Here is a 16,390-nt window from a genome sequence, read left to right on the forward strand (position 1 = left end):
GCGCGCCGCGCAGATCGCACGCGCCATGCTGCAGGACGATCCCGCCCGGCTGGATGGGCAGCGGCGGCTGGAGCGCATCGCGCTGGGTCCCAGCCTGGGACAATGCTGCGGTGGCGTGGTGTTTCTCTGTTTCGAACGGATAGCCAGCGATGCCGAGGCATTGCAGCTGTGGCAGGCACTGGAGCAATCATGGACCCGTGGAAATGACCGGTGGCGGGCCTTGCCACTGGACCATCCCGAGCCCATGCAACTGCTGCAACCTGATGGCCCGCAGCACACGCTGCAGGACAGGGTGCGTACAGCAAGCCAGACGCAGCTGGTGCGCGACCAACAGGGCCGCCGCTGGCTGCTGGACCTGTGTCGTGCGCACCAGCCGCAGGTGGTGCTGTTCGGCGCCGGCCATGTGGGTGCCGCCATCGTCAAGGTCTTGTCCACGCTACCCTGCCGGGTGCTATGGGTGGATGAGCGGGAAGACATGTTCCCGCCCGACCTGCCGGCGCAGATCAGCACCGAAGCCACCGACGTGCCCAATGCCGCGGTGGACATGGCCGAGCCGGGTGCGTACTATCTCGTGATGACCCACAGCCACGCCCTCGACCAGCAACTGACCGAACGCATCCTGAAGCGCGGAGATGCGGCCTGGTTCGGCCTGATCGGGTCGATCACCAAGCGCAGGCAGTTCGAACATCGCCTGGCCGAACGCGGCTTCAGTGCGCAGCAGCTGGAACGCATCACCTGCCCCATCGGCATTCCCGGCATCTACGGCAAGGAGCCGGCCAGTATCGCCATCGCGGTGGTAGCCCAACTGATGCAGTTGTGGGAATTGCGGTCCCGCCAGCCGGCCGCGCAACGCCATCCCTCTTCCCTGGTCACACACGCTCTGGACGGCAGAGGCTGAAGGAACACCCTGCCGTCACCCTCCGGAAATCCGCATCACCGGTCCCGCTCCAGGCGCCAGACACAATCGGATTTCCCCATCGATTCCACCCTATCCCTGTACGGAAAGCATCTTCACGTCTGTGCCTTCCAGTATGATGAATATTGAATCGACGGTCTGCGCCCAATGAGCGCCAGGCCGCCTGCAACGAGGAAATACCATGAGCCCATCCCTGCAAGCCTACCGCGCCAGCCTGCTGTACTTCAGCAACGATCCTGCCTTCGACGAACACGCCACGCACTGGCACAGCGACGGCCTGCTGCTGGTCCGGGACGGCAAGATCCAGGCCGCCGGCGACCATGCCGCGCTGGCCGCCAGCCTGCCGCCTGGCACCGCCATCGAGGACCTGCGCGGCAAGATCCTCTGCCCCGGCTTCATCGACACCCACGTCCACTACCCGCAGACCGACATCATCGGTTCCCCCGCGCCGGGCCTGCTGCCCTGGCTGGAAAACTACACCTTCCCGGCCGAACGTCGCTTCCAGCAGCCCGAGCATGCGGCCGAAGTGGCCGATTTCTTCCTCAGTGAACTGCTGCGCAATGGCACCACCAGTGCGGCGGTGTATTGCACCGTGCATCCGCAGTCGGTGGATGCCTTCTTCAGCGCCAGCCATGCGCGCAACCTGCGCATGGTGGCCGGCAAGTGCCTGATGGACCGCAATGCCCCCGATTTCCTGCGTGACACGGCCGAGAGCGGCGTACGCGAGAGCGAGGCGCTGATCCAGCGCTGGCACAACAAGGGACGCCAGCATTACGCCATCACCGTGCGTTTCGCACCGACGTCCACGCCTGCGCAGATGAAGCTGGCCGGTGAACTGGCGGCGCAATATCCGGATACGTATATCCAGACCCATGTGGCCGAGAACACCGACGAAGTGAAGTGGGTCAAGGAGCTCTACCCCGACGCGCGCAGCTACCTGGACGTCTATGATGGCTACGGCCTCATGCGCCAGCGCGCCCTGTATGCACACTGCATCTGGCTGGACGACCAGGACCGCGCGCGCATGGCGGCCACGCAGTCGGCTGCGACCTTGTGCCCGACGTCCAACCTGTTCCTGGGCAGTGGCCTGTTCGACTTTGCCCGCGCCGACGCGGCCCGCGTACCGCTGTCGCTGGCCACCGACGTCGGTGGCGGCACCAGCTTCTCGATGCTGCAGACCATGAACGAGCTGTACAAGGTGGCGCGCATGGGCGGCACCTATCTGCCGGCGCAGCGCATGTTCTACCTCGCCACCCTGGGCGGTGCACGCGCCCTGCAACTGGAGGGGACCATCGGCAGCTTCACGCCGGGCTGCGACGCCGACTTCGTCGTCCTCGATCCGCAGGCCACGCCCTTGCTGGCGCGCCGCAGTGCGACCACCGACAGCCTGGAAGAACAGTTGTTCGCCCTGGCTATCCTGGGGGACGACCGCGCCATTGCCGCGACCTATTCGGCCGGAGTGAAGGTGCATCAGCGCTGATCGCTTCACATCAGGCCGCCATCATGTGGCCCGGCTTGCCCTTGCGGTAAGCCGGGCTTTTTTACGCCTGCCTTTTTCTTTATTTTTTTCCAACCTTTTCGTGACCACACGGACGCTAATTGATGGAGCATCCAAAGCTCAAATGTATCTACTGAGAAACATCATTTGATATGTATCAACCATTTACTTATCAATTGATTTATATTGGAGCCCATACGATGTCTGCCACCCGCTTGCAGGTCCAAGGTTTTCTCAATCAGCTGTCTGCCATCAACCCGAAGGAAATCATCCTTTCGCGCCAGCGCAAGACGCTGGATTTCCTGGATGAACTCGATTTCGACATGCGCGACGTGATCAAGGCGCTCAGACAACTGCGCGTGGAAGATTACAGCTACGGCCCGAATCAGAACGACTGGGGTGCGGGTTGGGTGTGGCACTTCGGCAAGGCCGTCATCCAGTGGGTCGATGAGGAACAGGTAGTTCGGCGGGTGTACATCAAGCTCTGCCTGGCAGTCAGCAAGGACGGCCGCAAGACCACCTGCATGTCCTTCCATCCCCCTGAGAGGACGATGACCTTTCCCCTCTCCAAGCCCCTCGTTCAATGGAGCGTCTGATGGACAACAAGCTTTTCGATATCTGCCCCAACTGTGCCGGCGAAGGCACGGTACAGGCCGTGAGTACGACCGAAATCCGGACGGTGAACAAGGAAGCCTTCGAGGTTCCGGTGAACTATTTCGCCTGCCAGCGCTGCGGCGAAAGTTTCCAGACGATGGAGATGGACGACAGCCTGGCCCTGGCGCGCGATCTGTATCGCGACAAGCACGGCATGGTCCGGCCGGCGCAACTGACGGCGTGGCGCAAGTCGCTCGGACTGTCCCAGGTCGAACTGGCGGCCGTACTCGGCTGGGGCGTGGCCACCGTCAGTCGCTACGAGAACGGCAAGCTGCAGTCCGATGCCCATGACAAGGCCATGCGCATGGCCATGAGCTCGGCCGAGACCGCCATGGAACTGGTGCGCACCGCCGCCGACCTGGCACCGCAGGTGCGTTCCCGCCTGCTGGCTGATCTCGAAAAGAAGGCCGCCGCCCAGGCGCTGGAAAAGGCCTTTCTGGCCAGCGTGCGTACTGCACCGGCCGAGGGCATCCACCTGGAGAAGCTGGGGCAACTGGTGCTGCTGCTGAGCGAACCGGAAGGCGTCTTCGTCACGAAACTCAACAAGCTGCTGTTCTACAGCGACTTCAGTTTCTATAAGCAACGGGGACGCAGCCTGTCCGGACTGGCCTATGAACGCCTGCCGTATGGACCGGTGCCTTCGGCGTTTCGGCTGCTGTTCTCGCTGCTGGAACAACGTGGCCTGATTCGCCAGGTGGAAGTGAAGGTGGGCGTCATTGAGGGAACACAGGTCCTGCCGCTGCTGGCGTCGGACCGGAACTGCTTCGATGAAGAGGAACTGGCCCTGCTGCTCGATATCAAGAAGCGCTTTGCCAAAATGACGGCCAACGATATCTCGGAAGCCTCCCACCGGGAAGAGGCCTGGATCGCCACACCGATGGGCATGACGATCGGCTACCAGCACGCGGCCGCATTGAGCTTCTGAAAACCCGCCTCAGCGCGGCTGGTACAGGTAGATGAATGCCAGGACTGCCCGCTCGGCCGATTCGCGCTGCTGTTGCGGCGTGATGTCGGTGACCACGTTGAGCACGCGCATCTCCATCCATTCCGCCTCCATCAAGCCCCGGAACTGCATGGCGGCGATCCAGGGATCGCCGCCATGCAGCTTGCCCTCGTCCATCTTGACCTTCAGGAACTCGGCGATGCGGGTCCAGCCGCGACGGGGACCGCGCTCGTAGAGCATGGGGCCCAGATCGGACTTGCCGGCGTAATACGACGCCAGCCGTTTGACGGCAATCACCTCGGGCCGGAACACCACACTCAAATAATGCGTCGCCAGACGCAATAAACCGGTTTTCAGATCGTCTTCGTTGCGTAAGGCCATGAACAGTTCTTCGAACTGGCACCCCACCTGTTTCATCATCACCTCCACGAAGATTTCTTCCTTGGAGTTGAAATAGTTGTAGAGCGTGGCCTTGGAGCCGCCGATGCGGGCCGAGATCTCCGCCATCGAGGCGGCCTCGAAACCGATCTCGTTGAACACCTCGGCAGCCGTGTCGATCATCGCCTGCCGGCGTTCTTCGCTTTTCTTGCGCATGAATTTTCCTGTGATGCAGGCCGGGGTAGCGGCCAATATCGAATTATAGGCGGAGAAGCCATCCAAAGCCGCCGGAATCACATCAAATGCCTGTAGGAAATCACTGTTGCGGCATTGCCGCACAAAGACGAGCAATTTATCGCAATCGATCTTGACTATTCATAAAACCCAATACTATACTGAACTGTACAGTTTTAAAACCCAATAATTCCTGATTCAGTTGTTCACCCCACATTACAAAATCATGAATAGATCTTCATCTCCACGAGGCCCAGCGGGGCCAGGTGCCCTGCCCTGGCGCCGAGCCAGGACGGTCTCGGTCGCCGCGCTGACGGCAGTCCTCATGGCCGGTTGCGCGTCCTTCACCGATCTCGGCCCGCGCGCCGAGCCCAAGACCATCGGCCAATACCAGAGCAGCCAGACGCTGGCGGCCAGCGCCGTGCAGGCGGCCTGGCCGAGCGACCAATGGTGGAAGGTCTATGGAGATGCGCAACTGGATGCCCTCATCGCGGAAGGCCTGCAAGGCGCGCCCTCCATGGCCGTGGCCAAGGCGCGGCTGATGAAGGCCGAAGGCGCGGCCCAGCAGCAGGGTGCAGCGCTGTCTCCGCAGATCAGCGCCAATGCATCGCTGGACCGGATGAAGCAGTCCTATAACAATGGCGTGCCGCCCGATTTCGTCCCCAAGGGTTACAACAACGAAACCCGCACCACCCTGGACTTCAGCTACGAGATCGACTTCTGGGGCAAGAACCGCGCCGCACTGGCCTCGGCCACCTCGGAACTGGAAGCCAGCCGCGCCGATGCCGCCCAGGCCCGCATCACGCTGGCCACCTCGATTGCCTCGGCCTATGCCGACCTAGCCCAGCTGTATGCCCAGCGCGATACCAACGAAGCCGCCCTGAAGGTGCGGGTGGAAAGCCTGGACCTGTTCAACCAGCGTTTCGGCAACGGCCTGGAAACGCGCGGTTCGGTCAAGCAGATGGAAGCGCGTCGCGCGATTGCCCAGGCCGACCTGAAGGCCACCGACGAATCCATCGGCCTGCAGCGCAACAAGCTGGCCGCACTGCTGGGCGCCGGGCCGGATCGTGGCCTGCAACTGGTCCGCCCGAAGATCGACCTGTCCAAGCCCTTCGCCCTGCCTGCGCAACTGCCGGTAGAACTGCTGGGCCGCCGGCCCGACATCGTGGCCGCACGCCTGCGTGCAGAAGCCGCTGGCAAGCAGATCAAGGTGGCGCGCGCGGCCTTCTATCCCAACGTCAACCTGACGGCCTACTTCGGTTTCCAGTCGCTGGGCATTGATATGCTCACGCGCAGCGGTTCGGACATCGGCAGCGTCGGCCCGGCGATCTCGCTGCCGATCTTCAACGGCGGTCGCCTGCGCGGACAGTTCCGCTCGGCCAGCGCCAGCTATGACGAAGCCGTGGCCAACTACGACCAGGCCGTCACCCAGGCCCTGCAGGACGTGGCCGATGTCGGCGTGAGCGAAAAGGCCCTGGCCGGTCGCCTGGCCGACGTACAAGCCGCCGCCGATGCGGCCGAGGAGGCCTATCGCATCGTCAGCAACCGTTACAACGGCGGCCTGGCCAACTACCTCGACGTACTCAATGCGCAGGACACGCTCATCAGCAACCTGCGCCAGCTCTCCGACCTGCGCTCGCGCATGTTCACCCTGGATGTCGCGCTGGTGCGCGCCCTGGGCGGTGGCTACCGCGTCGCCGACGACCGCAGCAGCCAGAACAGCGCCGACGCGCCCCATACCGATATGCCACATACGCAAGCGAAAGGTTGATCATCATGTCCCACAGCGACTCCCAAGCGACCCAGACCCTGGCCGACGACGCCAAGCAACGCAATGAAGCCGCGGCCCAGGCTGCGGCCGCGCAAAAGCGCAAGAAGCTCTTCTCCATCTTCGGCGGCGTGGTCGCCATCGCGGCCGTCGGCTACGGCGCCTACTGGTACCTGATCGGCTCGCGCTATGTCGAGACCGACAATGCCTACACCGCCACCGAGATCGCCACCGTCACCCCGGCCGTCAACGGCATCGTGTCGGCCGTGGACGTGGTCGATACCCAGGCCGTCAAGAAGGGCCAGGTACTGGTGCGCATCGATGACGCCGACGCCCGGCTGGCAGTGGACCAGGCCGCTGCCGACCTGGACCGCACCGAGCGCAAGGTCAAGGGCTTCTTCGCCAATGACGCCGGCCTGGCAGCCCAGGTGCTGGCCCGCGAAGCCGAGCAGAAGCGCGCCGGTGCGCAGTTGCTGTCGGCCCAGGCCGACCTCAAGCGTGCCGAGATCGACCTGCAGCGCCGCGAAGCACTGGCCAAGTCGGGCTCGGTCTCGGGCGAGGAATTGAGCAACGCCCGCACCGCCCTGCTGACCGCCCAGGCCAACCTGAAGGCAGCCGAAGCGGCCGAAGTGCAATCACGCGCCAACATCAAGGCCACCCAGGGCGCGCAGAAGGCCAGCACGGTGCTGACCGCCAACACCACCGTGGAAGACAACCCCGAAGTGGTACTGGCCCGCGCCAAGCTCGACCAGGCCCGCCTGGACCTGGAACGTACCGTCCTGCGCGCCCCCGTCGACGGCGTGATCGCCCGCCGCCAGGTGCAGGTCGGCCAGCGCGTGCAGAGTGGCGCCACCCTGCTGTCGGTGGTGCCGCTGCAGCAGATGCACGTGGACGCCAACTTCAAGGAAGGCCAGTTGACCAAGGTGCGCATCGGCCAGCCGGTGACCATGAAGGCTGACCTCTACGGCGGCTCGGTGGAATACCACGGCGTGGTCACGGGCCTCTCCGGCGGTACTGGCTCGGCCTTTGCCGTGATCCCGGCGCAGAACGCCACCGGTAACTGGATCAAGGTGGTCCAGCGCCTGCCGGTCCGCATCTCGCTGGATCCCAAGGAACTGGCGCAGCGCCCGCTGTCGGTGGGCCTGTCGATGGAGGTGGAAATCGATACCCGCGGCCAGATCCAGGCCGGCGACGTCCAGCCCAAGACCGCGCAGAACACCGAGACCAGGGCCGCCGCGCTGTAAGCCAGGCCCCACGAGAAGAAGAGGTTTCCCATGTCATCCACACTCAGCGCAGATGCCGGCTCGCCGCCCGCACCTCCGCCCACGGCCCGGCCGGCACCGTTCGAAGCACCACTGAGCGGCGGCCAACTGGTCGGCGCCGGCATCCTGCTGGCGGCGGCCAACTTCATCGCCGTGCTCGATACCACCATCGCCAACGTCTCGGTCTCGACCATCGCCGGGGCACTTGGCGCCTCCACCAGCCAGGGTACCTACGTCATCACCTCCTACGCGGTGGCCGAAGCCATCACGGTGCCACTGACCGGCTGGCTGGCCAACCGTTTCGGCACGGTGCGCGTCTTCATCCTGTCGATGGTCATGTTCGGGCTGTTCTCAGCCCTGTGCGGCCTGGCCAATTCGCTGGGCATGCTGATCGCCTTCCGCGTGATGCAGGGCCTGGCCGGTGGTCCCCTGATGCCGCTGTCGCAGACCCTGCTGCTGCGCATCTTCCCCAAGGAAAAAGCGCCCGCTGCGGTCGGCCTGTGGGCCATGACCACGCTGGTGGCACCGATTGCCGGCCCGATCCTGGGCGGCGTGCTGTGCGACCAGTACAGCTGGCCCTACATCTTCTGGATCAACGTGCCGGTGGCCCTGATCTGCGGCTACATCGGCTGGCGCATGCTCAAGCGCTTCGAAACCAGGATGTTCAAGCTGCCGATCGATCGCGTGGGCCTGATCCTGATGGTGGTGTGGGTCGCGGCGCTGCAGCTGATGCTGGATGAAGGCAAGGAAAAGGACTGGTTCGCTTCGACTGAAATCGTGCTGCTGGCGGTGACGGCGGTGGTGTTTTTCATCGCATTCCTGATCTGGGAACTGACCGAACGCAACCCCATCGTCGACCTGCGCGTATTCCGTCATCGCGGCTTCACGGCCAGCGTGACCACCATCTGCCTGGCCTTTGGTGCCTTCTTCGGCTCGGTGGTGCTGACCCCGCTCTGGCTGCAGGGCTACATGGGCTATACCGCTACCTGGTCGGGCTGCATCTCGGCCCTGACCGGCATCCTGGCGGTGATGACGGCGCCCATGGTGGCCAAGATGTCCACCACCATCGATGCCCGCAAGCTGGTCTGCATCGGCGTGACCTGGCTGGGTTTCATCACCTTCCTGCGCGCCTTCAACACGACCGACATGTCCTTCTTCCAGATCGGTTGGCCGCTGTTCCTGCAGGGCATCGGGCTGCCGCTGTTCTTCGTGCCGCTGACCGGGCTGGCGCTGTCCAGCGTCAATGAGGAAGAAACCGCCTCGGCGGCCGGTCTGATGAGTTTCTGCCGCACCATGGCCGGGGCGATTGCCACCTCCATCGTCAACACCAGCTGGGAGAACGATGCGACCTTCTTCCATGCCGAACTGTCCGGCCTGGTCGATCGCGGTGGCGAAGCCGTCAACAGCATGGTGGCTGCGGGCATGAGTCCCGATCAGGCCACCGCCTCGCTGGCACAGACGGTACAGAACCAGGCAGTGATGCTGGCCACCAATCACATCTTCATGATGGCGGCGGTGTCCTTCTCGCTGGCCGCCCTGGCAGTGTGGCTGGCGCCCAAACCCAGCCGCGTGGCCGATACCTCGTCTGCGCACTGACGAGACCCGCTCCCCCTCCCCCCCACAGTCCGTCCACCCCCTGCGGACTGGGCAGGCGGCCACTTCGGTGGCCGCCTGTTTTTTTGCGCTCCGACACGTCGGCAGCGATTTTGCTAGACTGCGCCATCCCATTCCTTCACCTCCCGAGGAGACTGTGCGCATGAGAGCACTGCAAGCCGACGCCTTCGCCATCGACCGTCTCAGCCTGGTCGATCTGCCCACCCCGACGCCCCGACGCGGCGAGATCCTGGTCAAGGTCAAGGCCGCCAGCCTGAACTATCGCGACCTCGCCATCCTCTGCGGCGGCTACATGCCTTCCCTGCCCTTGCCCTACACCCCTTGTTCGGATGCCTGCGGGGTGGTCGAAGCCGTGGGCGAGGATGTCACCCGTTTCAAGCCCGGTGATCGCGTCATCCCGGTCTATATCCAGGGCTGGCGCGATGGCGCGCTCACGCCCGAGCAACGCAGCAGCGGCAGCCTGGGCGGACCGCTGACCGGCGTGCTGCAGGACTACGTGGTGGTGCCGGCCGAAGACGCCGTGGCCGCGCCGGACTACCTCTCCGACGCCCAGGCCAGCACCCTGCCCATCGCCGCCCTGACCGCCTGGTCCTGCCTGCAGCAAGGCGGCCTGCAGGCCGGCCAGACGGTGCTGGTGCAAGGCACCGGCGGAGTGGCCCTGTTCGCGGCCCAGTTCGCCCGCGCCGCCGGCGCACGGGTGATCGGCCTGACCTCGACGGACGAGAAGGCGCAATTGATGCGCGACATGGGCGTGGACACCGTCATCAACTACAGGCAGATCCCGGCCTGGGGCCAGGCCGTGCGCGCCGCCACCGAGGGGCGCGGCGTGGACATCGTGGTCGAGACCACCGGCAGCAGCCTGGGCGAATCGCTCACGGCGGTGCGCTTCAATGGCTTTGTGGGTGTCATCGGCTTCGTCGGCGGCATGGAGACCCCGCTCAACATCCGCCAGCTGATCGGCCCGATGATCCGCATGCAGGGTGTGGTCGTGGGCTCGCGCGCAGGGCTGGAAGCCATGATTCGGATGATGGCGATGCACCGCATCGAGCCCCTGATCGACTCCAGCTTCCCGCTGGCGCAGGCGGCCGAAGGCTTTGCCCGCATGCAACGGGGCGAACATGCGGGCAAGATCGTCATTTCGTTCGATTGAATTCGAGGCAGGCTCCGGCTGCGCGCTTGGCTGCACCCGGCCAAGCGCGTACAATCCCGGCTCAAGCATGCGGACCACGGTCCGCATTTTTGATTTATGGTGACCCGCGCGCCGGGCCGCCCGACTGACTTCCCGCCGCCAGCCGTGGCCTGTCGATCGCCACCGATCCAGGCCAGCCCGCGCGGCACCGCATTCCCGAACTTGCAAGACGCGATCCACGCATCGCCATGAGTGACCAATGACCAAAGACCTCGCCGCCCACACGCCGATGATGCAGCAGTACCTGCGCATCAAGGCAGATCACCCCAACACGCTGGTGTTCTACCGCATGGGCGATTTCTACGAACTGTTCTTCGACGACGCCGAGAAGGCCTCGCGCCTGATGGGCGTGACTTTGACCCAGCGCGGCTCCTCCAACGGCAACCCGATCAAGATGGCCGGTGTGCCCTTCCACTCGGTGGAGCAATACCTGGCGCGGCTGATCAAGCTGGGCGAGTCGGTGGCGATCTGCGAGCAGATCGGCGACCCCGCCACCAGCAAGGGGCCGGTGGAGCGCAAGGTGGTACGGGTGGTCACGCCCGGCACCCTGACCGACTCTGACCTGCTGCCCGAAAAGGCCGAACGCTGCCTGCTGGCCATGCAATTGCTGCCCTCCAAGTCACGCAAGCAGATGCAGGTGGGCCTGGCCTGGCTGTCCATGGCCAGCGGCGCGCTGAAGATGATGGAATTCACGGTCGAGACCACCCTGCTGGACGGCCGCGTGAAGCAGGAACTGGAACGCATCTCGGCGGCCGAGGTGCTGGTGGCCGACGGCCAGCTGGAGCAGTGCGAGCCGCTCCTGCCCAACCGCGCCGTGACGGTACCGGACTGGCACTTCGACCAGCCAAGCAGCGAAAAGGCCCTGCTCGACCAGCTAGGTGTGGCCACCCTGCACGGCTTCGGTGCCGACGGCCTGGGCCCGGCCATCTGCGCGGCCGGCGCCTTGCTGCGCTATGCGCAATCGACCCAGGGACGCGGCCTGCAGCACGTGCGCACGCTGACGGTCGAATCCGAGAACGAATTCATCGGCCTGGACGCCGCCACCCGCCGCAACCTCGAACTGACCGAGACCATCCGCTCCCAGGATGCCAATGCGCTGGCGCCCACCCTGTTCTCCACGCTGGATCACTGCCGCACCGCCATGGGTTCGCGCCTGCTGCGCCACTGGCTGCACCACGCCCTGCGCGACCAGCAGGTGGCGCGCGGCCGCCACGCCGCCATCAATGCGCTGATGCGCACCGACGCCTGCTCGGGCCTGTCGGCCACATTGGCGGCCGTGCCCGACATCGAACGCATCACCACCCGCATCGCCCTGCTGTCGGCCCGTCCGCGTGACCTCGCCGGCCTGCGCGCCGGCCTGCAACAACTGGGCTCGCTGCGCGCCTATGTGGAAATGTGCGGACGTGACGCCGATGCGCCACTCCTGGGCCAGTTGCATGAAGACCTGGCCACGCCGGTGGAATGCCTGGACCTGCTGGAACGCGCCATCATGCTGGAACCGGCTGCCATGGTGCGCGATGGCGGCGTGATCGCACGCGGCTTCGATGCGGAACTCGATGAGCTGCGCGGCCTTTCCGAAAACGCCGGCCAGTACCTGCTGGAACTGGAGGCCCGCGAGCGCGAGCGCACCGGCATCGCCAACCTGCGGGTGGAATACAACAAGGTGCATGGCTTCTACATCGAAGTCACGCACGGCCAGACCGACAAGGTGCCGGAAGACTACCGCCGCCGCCAGACGCTGAAGAACGCCGAGCGTTACATCATCCCCGAGCTCAAGGCCTTCGAGGACAAGGCACTGTCGGCGCAGGAACGTTCGCTGTCGCGCGAGAAGTTCCTCTATGAACAGCTTCTCAACGACATGGGCGAGCACATCCTGCGCCTGCAGTCCATCGCCCACGCGCTGGCCCAGCTCGACACCCTGGTGGCGCTGGCCGACCATGCCGTGCGCAACAACTGGTGCGCGCCGCAACTGGTGGACGAACCCTGCATCCAGATCGAGCAGGGCCGCCACCCGGTGGTGGAAAACCAGATCGAGCGCTTCATCGCCAACGACTGCCAGCTGGCGGCCGAGCGCAAGCTGCTGCTGATCACCGGCCCCAACATGGGCGGTAAATCGACCTTCATGCGCCAGGTGGCGCTGATCACGCTGCTGGCCTACGTGGGCAGCTTCGTGCCGGCCAGCGGTGCCGTGATCGGCCCCATCGACCGCATCTTCACCCGCATCGGCGCAGCCGACGACCTGGCCGGCGGGCGCTCCACCTTCATGGTGGAGATGACCGAATCGGCCGCCATCCTCAACAACGCCACCGAGCATTCGCTGGTGCTGATGGACGAGGTCGGGCGCGGCACCTCCACCTTCGATGGCCTGGCGCTGGCGTGGGCCATCGCCAAGCACCTCATCGACGTGACGCGCAGCTTTACGCTCTTCGCCACCCACTATTTCGAACTGACGCAGTTGCCGGACATCCATCCCACGGCGGCCAACGTCCACCTCTCGGCGGTGGAGCACAAGGACAGCATCGTCTTCCTGCACGCGGTACAAAGCGGCCCGGCCTCGCAGAGCTACGGCCTGCAAGTGGCGCAGCTGGCCGGCGTGCCGGCGCCGGTGATCCGCGCGGCGCGCAAGCACCTGTCCCTGCTGGAGAGTCAGTCCATGCAGGCGACGCCGCAGTTCGACCTGTTCAGCTCGCCGCAATTCGTCGAAGCTGTGGACCCGGACGATTCCATCCAAGCCACGACGGCTGAAGACGATGAACGCGGTGCCGCGCCTGCGGTCGAACCCGATCCGCTGGCCCAGGCGCTGCTGCAGTCGCTGGAACAGATCGACCCCGATGCGCTGACCCCGCGCCAGGCCCTGGAGGCGCTCTACCAGCTCAAGGCCCTGCAGCGCAGCCATTGAGGCGCTGCGGCCCATCCGCTGCTTTCACGGAAAGATCGCATGACTCCACGCCGCTTCCTGCTCCGCACCCTGCTGGCCGCCCTGGTCCTGACGGCCGGGCCGGCATCGGCGGCATCGCAGGATTTCTCGTTCGGGGTCATCAATCACGCCGCTGCCGGGGCCAGGGGCGCGGACACGCTGCGCCAGGCCATTGCCGAGACCGATGCTGACAATCTGGCCTTCGTGGTGGTCAATGGCATCAAGTCGCCCTCCGAAAGCTGCGACGACAGCCTCTACAATGCCCGCCACGAGATGCTGTCACAGGCGCAGAACGGGGTGTTCATGTCCCTGGCCGGCAGTGACTGGATCACCTGCCGCGACCGCGAAAACCGGTCGGACGCCATCGAGCGCCTGGCGCGCATGCGCGAAATCTTCTATTCCGGCGAGTTTTCCCTGGGTGCAACCCGGCTGCCCATGCTGCGCCAGTCGCTTACCCCAAAGTTCCGCAGCTACGCCGAGAACACCCGCTGGGAAGTCGGCAACGTACTCTTCGCCACCGTCAACCTGCCAGCCGGCAACAATCACTTCCTGCTCGACGGCGGGCGCAACAATGAATTCGAGGACAGGCTCATCGCCAACCGCAACTGGCTGCAACACCTGTTCGCCTTCGCCGCGCTGAAGAAGAGCGCGGCCATCGTCTTCTTCAGCGATGGCAACCCCTTCGGGCCTCCGCCCAAGCGCTCCTTCTTCCGCACCCAGCGCGACGGCTTTGCGGAGACGCGGCGGCTGTTCTCGGAACTGGCAGGCAAATTCCCGGGCCGCGTGCTGCTGGTGCATGCCCAGGCCCTCAAACCCAGGACGCCGGCGCACATCCTGTGGACCGGCAATCTCGGCAATGTGGGCGTGGGCGAACGCTGGCTCAAGATCGTGGTGGACGATCACCTGCCGCAGCTGTTCGCAGTGGCCGATGCGGACGGGGAACGACGCTGAATGCTCCGGCTCGCTCACCACACAACGCTGGATGCAAAAATGAAAAACGCCCGCAGTGAACGCTGCGGGCGTTTTGCTTTCCGATGCGCCTGGCGCGCCAGGCAGGCATCCGATCAGTTCAGCGGCTGGCTGCGGAAGTGATCGCCGGCTTCACCTTCGTCATCATCATGGTGGTGATGATGACCATGGGCGCCGTGCACGTGACCGTGGGCGACTTCTTCTTCGGAAGCCGCGCGCACTTCGGTCACGGCCAGCTCGAAACGCAGCGCGATGCCGGCCAGCGGGTGATTGCCATCCAGCACGGCCTTGCCGTCAGCCACTTCGGTGACGGTGAAGATGACCGACTCTTCGCTGTCGTCGTCGGGCGAACCTTCGAACTGCATGCCCACTTCCAGCGGTTGCGGCAGGCGCTCGACCGGCTCGATCTTGACCAGCTCGGAATCGTATTCGCCGAAGGCATCTTCCGGTTCGACCTGGATGGTGGTGCTGTAGCCGGTTTCCTTGCCGTCCAGCGCTTCCTCGATCTTGGGCAGGGTGTTGTGATAGCCGCCATGCAGGTAGACCATCGGCTCGCTGCTTTGCTCGATCAGGTTGTTCTGGGCATCCGACAGCTTGTAGTTGACGGAAACGACGGTATTCTTCGCGATCTTCATCGTAAGGGTCCTTTGTATCGATAGTGGTGCGGGAGCGGCAGGTGCGGCGGTCGAAGCGCGGGTAACTGCCACCCGGGTTGGGGCCTAAGAACCATCCCCTTGCCATTCCCGCGAGGCAAGGACTCTTTCAAACGGTTTCTCGACCCCGCGATTATACCTGCATCAAACTTGCTGGCCTTCTCCCGCTTGCGGTGTGCCCCGCGCGCCTATAATGGCGGGCATGAAAAAACTCGATCTGCTCGGCGGCATCACGCCCGCCCAATTCCTGCGTGACTACTGGCACAAGAAGCCTCTGTTGATCCGCAATGCCATCCCCGGGTTCTCCGCGCCGCTGCCGCGCCAGGAACTGTTCGACCTGGCCCGCCGCGACGATGTCGAGTCGCGCCTGATCACTCACCGCGCCGACGGCTGGGACATGCAGCACGGCCCGTTCAACAAGCTGCCGGCACTCAGGCAGAAGGCCTGGACCCTGCTGGTGCAGGGCGTCAACCTGCATCACCCGGCCGCCGACGCCCTGTTGCGCCAGTTCCGCTTCGTGCCGGACGCGCGCCTGGACGACCTGATGGTCAGCTATGCCAGCGATGGCGGCGGGGTCGGTCCGCACTTCGATTCCTACGACGTCTTCCTGCTGCAGGCCCACGGCCAGCGCCGCTGGCGCATCAGCGCCCAGGACGACCTGACGCTGGAAGAAGGCGTGCCACTGAAGATCCTGAGCCACTTCCAGCCCGAGGAGGAATTCGTGCTGGAACCAGGTGACATGCTCTACCTGCCACCCCACTACGCGCACGACGGCGTGGCCGTGGGCGAATGCATGACCTATTCCATCGGCTTCCGCGCACCGGCCTACCAGGAGCTGGGAGAGTCCTTCCTGGAATTCATGATGGATACCATCGACCTGCCGGGCCGCTACGCCGATCCGGACCTCAAGACCAGCGCCCGCCCGGCCGAGCTGCAGGGCGAGATGATCAGGCGCATCCGCGACGAACTCAACAAGATCCGCTTCACCGACGACGACATCACCATCTTCCTGGGCGAGCATCTGTCGGAACCGAAACCCAGCGTCTTCTTCGAACCGCCGGCTGATCAGATCTCGTTTGCTCGCTTTTTCCAGGGGGCCAAGAAGCGGGGGCTGGCATTACACCGCAAGACACGCATGCTGTATCGCGGCTCGCACGTCTTCATCAACGGCGAATCGTTCCAGGTCGGTCGCAACGACAAGACGATTCTGGCCCGCCTGGCCGACACCCGCGCGCTCGAAAAAACCGACTTCGAGCGGGCCTCGGAAGATCTGCTCGAAGCGCTGCATCAATGGTATGAAAGTGGCTGGATCGAATTTGTTTGAGATTGCTTCAGATTTAAGTCAAAGCGATCTCAAATTCACTTTTAAAAATCCTTGAAAGCGGCGCCGGCAAA

13 protein-coding genes are annotated in these 16,390 nt (G+C 64.5%); 11 read left to right on the forward strand and 2 right to left on the reverse strand.

What is annotated here, in order from left to right; translation table 11 throughout:
• The 4 genes from xdhC to VE092_RS09485 all read left to right on the forward strand — a co-directional run.
• Nucleotides 1-898: xanthine dehydrogenase accessory protein XdhC (xdhC, locus tag VE092_RS09470; RefSeq protein WP_324876065.1), on the forward strand; the 898-nt coding region annotated here is incomplete at its 5' end.
• A 199-nt stretch (nt 899-1,097) separates the two neighbouring features.
• On the forward strand, nt 1,098-2,396 hold the full coding sequence (gene guaD / locus VE092_RS09475) for a guanine deaminase (RefSeq protein ID WP_324876066.1): 1,299 nt from the start codon (nt 1,098-1,100) through the stop codon (nt 2,394-2,396).
• 218 nt (nt 2,397-2,614) lie between these two features.
• Nucleotides 2,615-3,010 carry a hypothetical protein gene (locus tag VE092_RS09480; protein ID WP_324876068.1) on the forward strand — a complete coding sequence of 132 codons (396 nt, stop codon included), beginning with the start codon at nt 2,615-2,617 and terminating at the stop codon, nt 3,008-3,010.
• Entirely contained in the window at nt 3,010-3,993 is a 984-nt protein-coding gene (locus VE092_RS09485) for a type II TA system antitoxin MqsA family protein (protein WP_324876070.1), read from the forward strand. Before VE092_RS09480 ends, VE092_RS09485 begins: the two co-directional genes overlap by 1 nt.
• 9 nt (nt 3,994-4,002) lie before the next feature.
• Here VE092_RS09485 and VE092_RS09490 read toward each other — a convergent pair whose 3' ends face one another.
• Complete coding sequence (locus VE092_RS09490; RefSeq protein WP_324876072.1) at nt 4,003-4,605, reverse strand: TetR/AcrR family transcriptional regulator; 603 nt, start codon at nt 4,603-4,605, stop codon at nt 4,003-4,005.
• A 244-nt stretch (nt 4,606-4,849) separates the two neighbouring features.
• On the opposite strand from VE092_RS09490, the gene VE092_RS09495 reads away from it, so the two are divergent.
• The 6 genes from VE092_RS09495 (at nt 4,850) to VE092_RS09520 (ending at nt 14,324) form a co-directional block, all read left to right on the forward strand.
• Nucleotides 4,850-6,394, forward strand: coding sequence for an efflux transporter outer membrane subunit (locus tag VE092_RS09495; RefSeq protein ID WP_324876074.1), 1,545 nt, complete (start codon nt 4,850-4,852; stop codon nt 6,392-6,394).
• Between the two features lie 5 nt (nt 6,395-6,399).
• Nucleotides 6,400-7,635 carry an HlyD family efflux transporter periplasmic adaptor subunit gene (locus VE092_RS09500; protein WP_324876076.1) on the forward strand — a complete coding sequence of 412 codons (1,236 nt, stop codon included), beginning with the start codon at nt 6,400-6,402 and terminating at the stop codon, nt 7,633-7,635.
• A gap of 30 nt (nt 7,636-7,665) precedes the next feature.
• Nucleotides 7,666-9,249, forward strand: a complete 1,584-nt coding sequence (locus tag VE092_RS09505) for a DHA2 family efflux MFS transporter permease subunit (RefSeq protein ID WP_324876078.1) — start codon at nt 7,666-7,668, stop codon at nt 9,247-9,249.
• Between the two features lie 160 nt (nt 9,250-9,409).
• Nucleotides 9,410-10,417, forward strand: a complete 1,008-nt coding sequence (locus VE092_RS09510; protein ID WP_324876081.1) for an NAD(P)-dependent alcohol dehydrogenase — start codon at nt 9,410-9,412, stop codon at nt 10,415-10,417.
• A 238-nt stretch (nt 10,418-10,655) separates the two neighbouring features.
• Nucleotides 10,656-13,355, forward strand: coding sequence for a DNA mismatch repair protein MutS (gene mutS, locus VE092_RS09515; protein ID WP_324876083.1), 2,700 nt, complete (start codon nt 10,656-10,658; stop codon nt 13,353-13,355).
• A 39-nt stretch (nt 13,356-13,394) separates the two neighbouring features.
• Complete coding sequence (locus VE092_RS09520; RefSeq protein ID WP_324876085.1) at nt 13,395-14,324, forward strand: hypothetical protein; 930 nt, start codon at nt 13,395-13,397, stop codon at nt 14,322-14,324.
• 113 nt (nt 14,325-14,437) lie between these two features.
• Here VE092_RS09520 and VE092_RS09525 read toward each other — a convergent pair whose 3' ends face one another.
• On the reverse strand, nt 14,438-14,977 hold the full coding sequence (locus tag VE092_RS09525) for a peptidylprolyl isomerase (RefSeq protein WP_324876087.1): 540 nt from the start codon (nt 14,975-14,977) through the stop codon (nt 14,438-14,440).
• Nucleotides 14,978-15,197: 220 nt separating this feature from the next.
• Between VE092_RS09525 and VE092_RS09530 the strand changes: the two genes are divergently transcribed.
• Complete coding sequence (locus VE092_RS09530; protein ID WP_324876089.1) at nt 15,198-16,319, forward strand: cupin domain-containing protein; 1,122 nt, start codon at nt 15,198-15,200, stop codon at nt 16,317-16,319.
• Nucleotides 16,320-16,390: the final 71 nt, after the last annotated feature.

The sequence above is a fragment of the Herbaspirillum sp. genome, from assembly GCF_035644555.1.
Lineage (GTDB): Bacteria > Pseudomonadota > Gammaproteobacteria > Burkholderiales > Burkholderiaceae_D > Herbaspirillum.